This is a genomic window from Variovorax sp. P4_D9 (genome assembly GCF_056401695.1).
Genome location: NZ_JBFUIU010000585.1, coordinates 1 through 5,684, shown reverse-complemented (window position 1 = coordinate 5,684; position 5,684 = coordinate 1). Strand labels below are relative to the sequence as shown.

The following is a 5,684-nucleotide window of genomic DNA, read 5'->3' as shown; positions in this document are numbered from 1 at the left end:
TGCCCATACTGTTCGTAGATGTCCGTCGATTCGTCCCTCCGAGGCTACCGTTTCCAGCTTCGCCCGCGTCCTGCGCAGGCGGCGCAACTGGGGCGTTACGCGGGCATGATGCGCTGGATCTGGAATCGAGCGTTGGCCGAGCAGCAGGCTCGCCGCGAGCGCGGCGAGTAGAACGCAGGCTACGCGAGCATGTGCGCTTGGCTCACGGCCTGGCGCAACGCGGCWGAGACGTCGTGGTTGCGGGAAGGCSCGGTGCATCCACWGCAGCAGGTCCTGAAACGACTGGATRCCGCGTTCCAGACTTTCTTCGCGAACGTGAAGGCAGGCAAGAAACCCGGCTACCCCCGCTTCAAGAAGCGGGGCGAGGAGCCGGGCATTCGCTTTCCGGACCGCAAGCAATTCAAGCTGGACGCGCCCAATGGGCGCCTCCAGCTTCCGAGCTCGGATGGGTTCGCATGCGCATGAGCCGGGAGGTCGCCGGAGAGCTGCGCAATGCCAGCGTCACCCGTGAGGGGGACCGCTGGTATGTGGCGATCCAGACGATCCAGACCGGCGTCGCGCCGACGCTCGGCATCGACCTGGGCGTCGCCAACTTCGCGGGCCTTTCCGAGGGGCGACTCATCGAGCCGCTCGCGGCGATGAAGGCGCAGCAGCGACGCCTGCGGCGCTACCAGCGCAGCGTCAGCYGCAAGGTCAAGGGCTCGTGCATTCGCAAGAAGGCGGTCGTAAAATTGCGCGCGCTGCACAGGCGCATCGCGCAGCAGCGCAACGACTGGTTGCACAAGCTCACGAGCGGCTTGGCGGCCGAGCATMCGGTGATCGCGATCGAGGACCTGCGCGTTGCGGCGATGAGCGCCTCGGCGCGCGGCAGCGCGCAGCKCCCTGGCAGGAAGGTCCGCCAGAAGGCGGGCCTCAACCGCGGCATCCTCGACGCCGCTTGGGGCGAGTTCAGGCGCCAGCTCGAGTACAAGCTGGCCGCGCACGGCGGGCAGGTGCTGGCCGTGAATCCGGCCTACACCAGCCGCACGTGCCGCGTCTGCGGCCACGAAGCGGCGGAGAACAGAAAGAGCCTGGCGCTCTTCGCCTGCGTGGCCTACGGCCACACAGAGCATGCGGACGTCAAYGCCGCAAAGAAAATTCTGGCCGCGGGGCACGCGGTCTGGGCTTCTTCGTCGAAGCCCGATGCCTGTGGAGGGGTGGTTAGACGCACGGCGTCCGCAAGGACGAAGCGCGCGGCCCCTGCGAAGCAGGAACCCACCGAAGAGGCAGGCCGTGCGTAAAGCGCAGCACGCCTCCGCAGGAATCCTCGTCCTTCAAGGGCGGGGAGGATTTCAAGGCAGCTATCCGAAGCTCCGGACAGCAGGTCTGGCTAACTGAACACTTCGTCGAAATCGATGTCCTCGCCTGTCGGCATCTCGAGCCGAAGCGTCTGCTCGACGTGGGTGAGATGCTCGATCATCAGCGCACAAGCGGTGTCGGCGTCGCGCGCTTCGAGCGCATCGACGATGCCGGCGTGCTCGTGGTGCGGGCATGCGGGCATTCCGGGGGCATCGTATAGCGCGATCACGAGGCAAGTGAGTGAACACAGCTCGCGCATGTACTTGCCGAGGTAGGGGTTCTGCGCGACCTCGGCGATCAGCGTATGGAACTCCCCCGACAGCCGGATGATGGCGCGGCGGTCGTTGCGCACGCGTGCCTCGGATTCGAGCGCGATGTTCTTGCGCAGGCGCGACATCTGCTCGCGCCTCAGCGGGGCGGCGCAGAGCTCGCGCATCAGCGCCGGTTCGAGCACGCGGCGCGCATTGAACACCTGCCGCGCCTCCTCCACGCTGGGGCTGGAGACGAAGGTGCCGCGGTTCGGCTCCACCGTCAGGATGCCGTCGTGCGAGAGCTTGCCGAGCGCCAGGCGGATCTTGGTACGGCTGACGCCGAATACGCCTGCGAGCTTCTCCTCAACCAGCTTGGTGCCGGGCGGCAACCGGTGCTCCCAGACGGCGCCGAGGATCCTGTCGCTGATCTCATCGACCGAGGCGGCCCCGGCGGATTCGTTTTCTCTGACGGCATCCTTGGCCATATCTTGTCCCTTTTGCATCTCGCGTTGCGTTAGATTGTATAGCGGGTTTGCGGCCAATTTCCCAGAAACGTTCACTTGTCGTACAGGCCCCGGGTGAAGTTCCCACCTTATTGGTGTTTACCCTTGCATTCCGCCTAAATACAAATTTATGGTAGCCGATGTACAAAATTTAACTTGATTGCACTTCGGTGTTGTCCTATTGTTCGATCGTGCTTCCAACCCACGCCCGACCCAACATTGGAGATCACCGAATGCACACCACCCTGCCCCTCCCCGCCAGCGCCGACCGCGCCGCCGGCGGTTCGTCGACCCGGCGTGTCGCCGCCGCAAGCCTTGCCGGTACCACGCTGGAGTTCTACGACCACTTCATCTACGGCTCGGCCGCCGCGCTGGTCTTTCCGAAGCTGTTCTTCCCGCAGAGCGAACCGCTCGTCGCCACGCTTCTCTCGTTCGCCAGCTATGGCGTGGCCTTCGCGGCCCGGCCGTTGGGCGCTGCGGTCTTTGGCCACTTCGGCGACAAGCTCGGCCGCAAATCGATCCTCTTCCTCACGTTGCTGATGATGGGCTTGGCCACCTTCTTGATCGGCTGCTTGCCCTCCTTCGCCCAGATCGGGGTGATGGCGCCGATCCTTCTGGTCGTGCTGCGCATCATCCAGGGCCTCGCGCTCGGCGGCGAATGGGGCGGCGCGGCCATCATGGTCAACGAACTCGACCCCGAAGGAAAGCGACGCGGCCTGCTCGGCGCCGTGGTGCAAATAGCAGCGCCCATCGGCCTGCTGCTGGCCAACGGCGCCTTCGCACTCGTGACCTGGCAAGTGTCCGAAGAGGCCTTCCTGTCATGGGGCTGGCGCGTGCCGTTCCTGATGAGCGCGCTCTTGGTCGGCGTCGGCCTCTATATCCGCCTGAACGTGCAGGAATCCAAGGTGTTCGAGAAGGAAGCCAAGGGCAAGGAAGAGCACGCGCCCATCATGGAAGTGCTGCGCCACTACAAGCCGCAACTGGCCATCGCCTTCTTCGCGCGCCTGGGCGGCGACATCGCCTTCTATGTCTTCACGCTCTTCCTGCTGTACTACGTGCCGACCAAGCTCGGGCTGCCCAAGAGCATCGCGCTCAATGCAGTGCTGCTCGGCGCGATCGCACAGATGATCTTCATCCCCGTGGCCGGCTGGCTGTCCGACCGCATCGGCCGGCGCCCGGTGCTCATGATCGGCGGAATCGGCGGCGCGCTTTGGGCCTTCGCTTTCATGTACCTGGTAGGGACTGGCAACCCGGCGGCCATCATGCTGGCCTCCTTCGTCGGAATGGTGCTGGTGTCGTTCATGTTCTCGCCGCTGGCTTCGTTCCTGCCGGAGCTGTTCGCCACCAAGGTACGTGTGACCGGCGCCTCGTTGGGCTTCCAGTTCGCCGGCGTGTTCGGCGGCGCCCTGGCCCCGCTCATCGCCACCGGGCTGATCGCGAGCTTCGGCTCGACCACCCCGGTCGCGATCTACCTGGCGATCGTCTGCGTCCTGATCGCGGTGGCCGCCTATGCCGCCCGCGAGACGGCGCACATCGACCTCAAGGACGCGGGCCGCTGAAGCCTGCCGCAAAGGAGCATCCATGGACCCCTTCGATACCGTCATCCGCAACGGGCTGATCGCCACCGCCTGCGACACCATGTCCGCCGACATCGGCATCCGCGACGGCCGGGTGGTCGCGCTCGGGCAGAGCCTGGGGCGCGGCCGCCAAGAGATCGATGCCAGCGGCAAGCTCGTGCTGCCGGGCGGCGTCGATGCCCACTGCCACCTCGACCAGCCGATGGGAGAGGGCCTGAAGATGGCCGACGACTTTCTCTCGGGCACCCGTTCCGCGGCCTGCGGTGGAACCACGACCGTGATTCCGTTCGCCGCGCAGATCAGGGGCCAGTCGCTTCGCGCGGCGGTGGAGGACTACCACCGCCGCGCCGGCGAGAAGGCGCTGGTCGACTACGCCTTCCACATGATCGTGACCGATCCGACCGAGGCGGTGCTGAAGGAGGAGCTTCCGGCGCTCATCGCCGAGGGCTACACATCGTTCAAGATCTACATGACCTACGACGACATGAAGCTGGACGATCGGCAGATCCTGCGGCTGCTTGCTATCGCGCGGCGGCACGGCGCGCTGGCCATGGTCCACGCGGAGAACGCCGACTGCATCGCCTGGCTCAGCGAGGCACTAGAGGCCGCCGGCCAAACCGCGCCGAAGTACCACGCGGACTCGCGGCCGATGGTGGTGGAGCGCGAAGCCACGCACCGCGCGATCGCGCTGTCCGAACTCGTCGACGTGCCGATCCTCATCGTGCACGTGTCGGGCCGCGAGGCGATCGATCAGATCCGCTGGGCCCATGCCCACGGGCTGCGCATCTACGCAGAGACCTGTCCGCAGTACCTGTTCCTGACGGCCTCGAATCTCGACGAGGGCTATGAAGGCGCCAAGTGCGTCTGCAGCCCGCCGCCGCGCGACAAGGCCAACCAGCGCGTGGTGTGGGACGGTTTGTCGGATGGGCTCTTCACCATCTTCTCGTCCGACCATGCGCCCTTCCGCTTCGACGATCCGCAGGGCAAGAAGCCGGGTGGCAAGGAGGTGCCGTTCCCCTACATCCCGAACGGCATCCCGGGGCTCGAGACGAGGCTGCCGCTGCTGTTCTCCGAGGGCGTGCGCACCGGGCGCATCACGCTGAACCAGTTCGTCGCGCTGACGGCCACCAACCCCGCGAAGCTCTATGGACTGAATCCGCACAAGGGCACGATCGCGATCGGCTCCGATGCGGACATCGCCATCTGGGACCCAAACAAGGAAGTCACCATCGAGAACCGTATGCTCCATCACGACGTGGACTACACGCCGTACGAAGGCATGCGCGTTACCGGATGGCCGGTCACCACACTGGTGCGCGGCGAACTCGTGTGGGACGGGGGCGAGGTCTGCGCGCCGCGGGGCCATGGCCGCTTCCTGCCCTGCGGCAAGCCCGACATGGCGCGTCCCAAGGTTGTCGATCCGGCGGCCGGCGGGCACTATGTGGCCAACCTTCCCGACGCGCTGGGCAAGCTGGCGCAACCGAATCGTGCTTGAACTCGACGCATCGCAGATCGCGGCCCGCATCGGACGCGGGGAGCTCGACCCGGGCGTGGTGGTCGCCGCCTTTCAGCAGCGCATCGTCGAGCGTAATCCCGCGCTCAACGCCGTCGTGGGCGAAGCTCCGCCCGGGCTCGCTGCCGACATCGCCGCGCTGCGCGAGCGCATTGCGAGCGGCGAGCGTCCGCCGCTGGCCGGCGTGCCGGTGGTCGTGAAGGATGTGATCTGGGTCAAGGACCAGCGCGTCACGCAGGGCTCGCTCCTGTTTGAGGATTTCATCGCGACGCAGGACGCGGTCGCGGTCGAACGGCTGCGGCGCGCCGGCGCGCTGGTGATCGGCATGGGCAACAGTTCGGAGTTCGCCTGCAAGGGCCTCACGACCAACAAGGTGTACGGCCTGACGCGACATCCCATGGACCTGTCGCTCACGCCCGGCGGCTCGTCGGGCGGCTGCGCGGTGGCGGTGGCCGCGGGGCTGGCGCCGCTGGCCTTGGGCACCGACGGCGGCGGCTCCAGC

Annotated in this window: 6 protein-coding genes; 5 read left to right on the top strand and 1 reads right to left on the bottom strand. The window is 66.5% G+C overall.

Features of this window, described 5'->3' with window-relative positions:
• The first annotated feature begins 18 nt into the window (after nucleotides 1-18).
• On the top strand, nucleotides 19-171 hold the full coding sequence (locus AC1DY5_RS39575) for a helix-turn-helix domain-containing protein (protein ID WP_478119919.1): 153 nt from the start codon (nucleotides 19-21) through the stop codon (nucleotides 169-171).
• 284 nt (nucleotides 172-455) lie between these two features.
• A complete protein-coding gene (locus AC1DY5_RS39570; protein ID WP_478119918.1) occupies nucleotides 456-1,280 on the top strand; it encodes an RNA-guided endonuclease InsQ/TnpB family protein in 825 nt (274 codons plus the stop codon).
• An 89-nt stretch (nucleotides 1,281-1,369) separates the two neighbouring features.
• On the opposite strand, the gene AC1DY5_RS39565 is transcribed toward AC1DY5_RS39570, so the two are convergent.
• The gene (locus tag AC1DY5_RS39565) at nucleotides 1,370-2,074 is read right to left on the bottom strand and encodes a GntR family transcriptional regulator (RefSeq protein WP_478119917.1); all 705 of its coding nucleotides are present in this window, start codon (nucleotides 2,072-2,074) and stop codon (nucleotides 1,370-1,372) included.
• A 251-nt stretch (nucleotides 2,075-2,325) separates the two neighbouring features.
• Here AC1DY5_RS39565 and AC1DY5_RS39560 point away from each other — a divergent pair, with 251 nt between their 5' ends.
• From AC1DY5_RS39560 to AC1DY5_RS39550, 3 genes are all read left to right on the top strand, one after another.
• A complete protein-coding gene (locus AC1DY5_RS39560; RefSeq protein WP_478119916.1) occupies nucleotides 2,326-3,651 on the top strand; it encodes an MFS transporter in 1,326 nt (441 codons plus the stop codon).
• Between the two features lie 22 nt (nucleotides 3,652-3,673).
• A complete protein-coding gene (gene hydA / locus AC1DY5_RS39555) occupies nucleotides 3,674-5,164 on the top strand; it encodes a dihydropyrimidinase (protein WP_478119915.1) in 1,491 nt (496 codons plus the stop codon).
• On the top strand, nucleotides 5,157-5,684 hold a 528-nt coding region (locus tag AC1DY5_RS39550; RefSeq protein ID WP_478119914.1), incomplete at its 3' end, for an amidase. The genes hydA and AC1DY5_RS39550, both read left to right, overlap by 8 nt.

What these genes read in the sequence shown, in the direction of transcription:
- AC1DY5_RS39575 (WP_478119919.1), top strand. Translation starts at nt 19, where the DNA reads ATGTCCGTCGATTCGTCCCTCCGAGGCTACCGTTTCCAGCTTCGCCCG.
- AC1DY5_RS39560 (WP_478119916.1), top strand. Translation starts at nt 2,326, where the DNA reads ATGCACACCACCCTGCCCCTCCCCGCCAGCGCCGACCGCGCCGCCGGC.
- AC1DY5_RS39565 (WP_478119917.1), bottom strand. Translation starts at nt 2,074, where the DNA reads ATGGCCAAGGATGCCGTCAGAGAAAACGAATCCGCCGGGGCCGCCTCG.
- hydA (WP_478119915.1), top strand. Translation starts at nt 3,674, where the DNA reads ATGGACCCCTTCGATACCGTCATCCGCAACGGGCTGATCGCCACCGCC.